General features: G+C 50.7%; 3 protein-coding genes. All 3 read left to right on the top strand.

Features of this window, described 5'->3' with window-relative positions:
• Nucleotides 1-61 precede the first annotated feature (61 nt).
• Nucleotides 62-1,726, top strand: a complete 1,665-nt coding sequence (locus BLP80_RS14605) for a multiheme c-type cytochrome (RefSeq protein ID WP_371128837.1) — start codon at nt 62-64, stop codon at nt 1,724-1,726.
• Nucleotides 1,723-2,751 carry a hydroxylamine oxidation protein HaoB gene (gene haoB / locus BLP80_RS14600; protein ID WP_090544454.1) on the top strand — a complete coding sequence of 343 codons (1,029 nt, stop codon included), beginning with the start codon at nt 1,723-1,725 and terminating at the stop codon, nt 2,749-2,751. Before BLP80_RS14605 ends, haoB begins: the two co-directional genes overlap by 4 nt.
• 123 nt (nt 2,752-2,874) lie before the next feature.
• A partial coding sequence (gene cycA, locus BLP80_RS14595; RefSeq protein ID WP_143002327.1) for a cytochrome c-550 CycA occupies nt 2,875-3,595 on the top strand: 721 nt, incomplete at its 3' end.

The raw sequence follows: 3,595 nt of genomic DNA, 5'->3' as shown, positions 1-3,595 counted from the left end.
GAAGGAGAGAGGAATGGATGCCCGAGGATGGCTGAAGGGGTTAGTAGTGGCATGTGGAGTAATGTTTGCGGGGGCATTGCATGCGAACATATCGACGGTACCGGATGAACTGTATAATGCGTTGAAGCTGGATCGTAGCAAGGCGACGCCCAAGGAGACGTACGATGCGGTGGTCAAGCGTTACAAGGATCCTGCGCAAGGGGCGGGACCTGGTTCGATGGCGAAGTACTGGGAACCGATTCCGTACGGCATATATTTAGACCCGGCGACATTTTATAAACCACCGACCACGATGAAAGAAATCGCGAGCCGGAAGGAATGCGTTGAATGTCACTCGGACGAATCACCGGTATGGGTGCAAGCGTGGAAGCGAAGCACGCACGCCAACTTAGACAAGGTACGCAACCTCAAGGTGGAAGATCCGCTGTATTACAAGAAGGAGAAGCTTGAGGAAGTAGAAGGCAATCTGCGTTCACTGGGTAAACTGGGTGCGGATGAAAAGCTGAAGGAAGTAGGCTGCATTGACTGTCACGTGGAAGTGAACGCCAAGAAAAAAGCGGATCACACCAAAGACCTGATCATGCCGACTGCAGACGTATGTGGCACCTGTCACCTGCGAGAATTTGTCGAACGTGAATCGGAACGAGACACCATGATATTCCCGAATGGACAATGGCCGGCCGGTCGTCCTTCCCATGCACTGGACTATGCAGCTAACGTAGAGACGACAGTATGGGCGGCGATGCCGCAGCGAGAAGTGGCTGAAGGCTGCTCCATGTGTCACACCAACCAAAACAAATGTGACAACTGCCATACGCGACATGAATTTTCTGCGGCGGAATCCCGTAAACCGGAAGCCTGCGCCACCTGTCACAGCGGAGTGGATCACAACAACTGGGAAGCCTACTCCATGTCCAAGCACGGCAAGATGGTCACCATGCTGGGTGACAAATGGAACTGGGATGTGCCCCTGAAGGACGCCTTTGCCAAGGGCGGCCAGAATGCACCCACCTGTGCCAGCTGTCACATGGAATATGAAGGCGAATACACCCACAACCTGATGAGGAAAGTACGCTGGGCAAACTATCCTTTTGTACCGGGCATAGCAGAAAACATCTCGAGCGAATGGTCGGAAAAGCGACTGGACTCCTGGGTCGTTACCTGCACGCAATGTCACTCGGAACGTTTTGCCCGCTCCTACCTGGAACTCATGGACAAAGGCACTTTATCAGGCCTTGCCAAATACCAGGAAGCTCATGAAGTTGTTCAAAAGCTTTACAATGAAGGTATGCTGACAGGTCAGAAGACCAATCGTCCGGCCCCGCCTGCACCTGAGAAACCGGGATTTGGCCAATTCACCCAGCTATTCTGGTCGAAAGGCAACAACCCGGCATCGATTGAACTCAAAGTACTCGAAATGGCTGAAAATGACCTTGCCAAGATGCACGTAGGCCTGGCTCACGTCAACCCGGGTGGTTGGACCTATACCGAAGGATGGGGTCCGATGAACCGCGCGTATGTTGAGATTCAAGACGAGCACACCAAACTGCGTGAAATGGCGGCTCTGCAAGCGCGTGTTAACAAGCTTGAAGCATCCAAAACCAGTCTGCTGGATCTAAACAGCACCAGTGAAAAAATCTCACTGGGAGGACTAGGAGGCGGAATGTTGCTGGCGGGCACATTAGCGCTGATTGGCTGGCGTAAACGTAAGCAAAACGAAGCTTGATTACTCCAAGTAAGAACCAGCGTACCCAGGAGGTACGCTGGATAGACAAGCTCCTCCCGTTACTAGGAATCCTCCTCGTAACGGGAGGTTTTATTTTACTCATCTGGTTTGCTTATTTATGGTTGGCACCGGGAGTTGCGCCCTACCAATACCAACTGGTAGAAGAAGGAGAAGCGAGTCAATTCCCGGAACTCGAACTCGAAGCCTGGCCAGGATTGCAAATCAGCAAATATGAAATACAGGTTACAGAAAGTGACAAACCGGTTGCGTTAGCCTATTTTGGGCATCGTGACAGCGAATCACCCGTCCTACTCAACTGGGAAAATCGCACAGGAGAACCGCTACTCGCACTGGATCGCAAGCCATCGGAACTGAGTGCATTAGCCGCTGCCATAGACAAGCACACCCCTGCAGACGCACTTATTCTGGCCTGGTGGGACACCTCCCGCCAAATCCGCCTATTATCGAAGCGGAACACACTATTTAGCGGACACCTAAACGAACCGCTCATCATCCCGGCGCGCTGGCAGGAATCCAGCGAAGCCATCCGTGCCTATGAAAACCAAATCCCGCAAACCTCGCCATCAGACGAAGAGCGTGACCAATTCCAACGCTTCGCGGAAGCGCTATTGCGCTCACCAGAAGCGGGCGTTGCCAGATTACGAGAACTGATAGGCTCAACACAAGAAGCCTATCTCGTTATCCATGTATCGGACCTTTACAAGCTTGGACTGATGTATCCGGAAAAATTTGGCGTAGCGTACAAGAACTTTGCCATGACAGGCAATATACACGGCCTGATCAACCACATGAAAGTCGAGATGAAAAAACATGATTACAGCACCTATACCCTGCAATCACTCTCTGACCAGGATATCCGCGTATTCTTTTTAACAGACGAGCAAAGTGCGGACACGCTACTTGCCCGGATGTTCCCCTTTACTGGCAAGGCGCCGCCGCTGGAGCTGAAAGCTGCGCAACTCGTCTATCAACAAGGGGGATACTGGGTATATAAGCTTCCATAAAGAGAAGCATTCAAAAACAGCGCCATCAGAAGCTAAACCCATTTACACAATTTGATGATCGCGTACAATTATGAACCGACTTATTATTTTTAAGAACTAAGTTAGAAAAAAAGAGGAGAGAACATGAAATACATCACAGCTTATGCACTTGCGGTAGCGGCGATGCTTGTATTTTTTACCGGCAACGTTGTCGCTCAAGATGCACCCTTTGAAGGGCGTAAGAAATGCAGTGCCTGTCATAAAGCCCAGGCCAAATCATGGAAAGACACCGCGCATGCCAAGGCGATGGAATCGCTGAAGCCTGACGTAAAAAAAGAAGCCAAAGTTAAAGCCAAGCTTGATCCGGCGAAAGACTATACCCAGGACAAGGACTGCGTAGGCTGTCATGTAGATGGATTTGGTAAATCGGGAGGCTACACGATTGACGCGCCGAACAAACAATTGGCAGCAGTGGGATGTGAATCCTGCCATGGACCTGGGCGGCAATTCCGCGGGGACCATCGCAAGGCGGGCCAGGCATTCGAGAAATCGGGCAAGACCACACCGCGTAAGGTATTGGCAGACAAAGGCCAGGACTTTCATTTTGAAGAAAGCTGCAGTGCCTGTCACCTGAACTATGAAGGATCGCCTTGGAAAGGGGCAAAACCACCTTATACGCCATTCACCCCGGCTGTTGATGCGAAATACACCTTTGACTTTGATAAGATGGTGAAAGACGTTAAGGCAATGCATGAGCACTACAAACTGGATGGCACTTTTGCGGGTGAGCCTAAATTTAAGTTTCATGATGAATTCCAGGCTAGTGCTAAAGTAGCTAAAAAAGACGATAAAAAAGGAAAAGAGT

Source organism: Nitrosomonas sp. Nm132, from assembly GCF_900100485.1.
Lineage (GTDB): Bacteria > Pseudomonadota > Gammaproteobacteria > Burkholderiales > Nitrosomonadaceae > Nitrosomonas.
Note: the sequence above shows the minus strand (reverse complement) of the source record. Positions and strands in the feature narration are given on the sequence as shown.

Coding starts and splice junctions, on each gene's coding strand:
- BLP80_RS14605 (WP_371128837.1), top strand. CDS start 62: ATGTTTGCGGGGGCATTGCATGCGAACATATCGACGGTACCGGATGAA.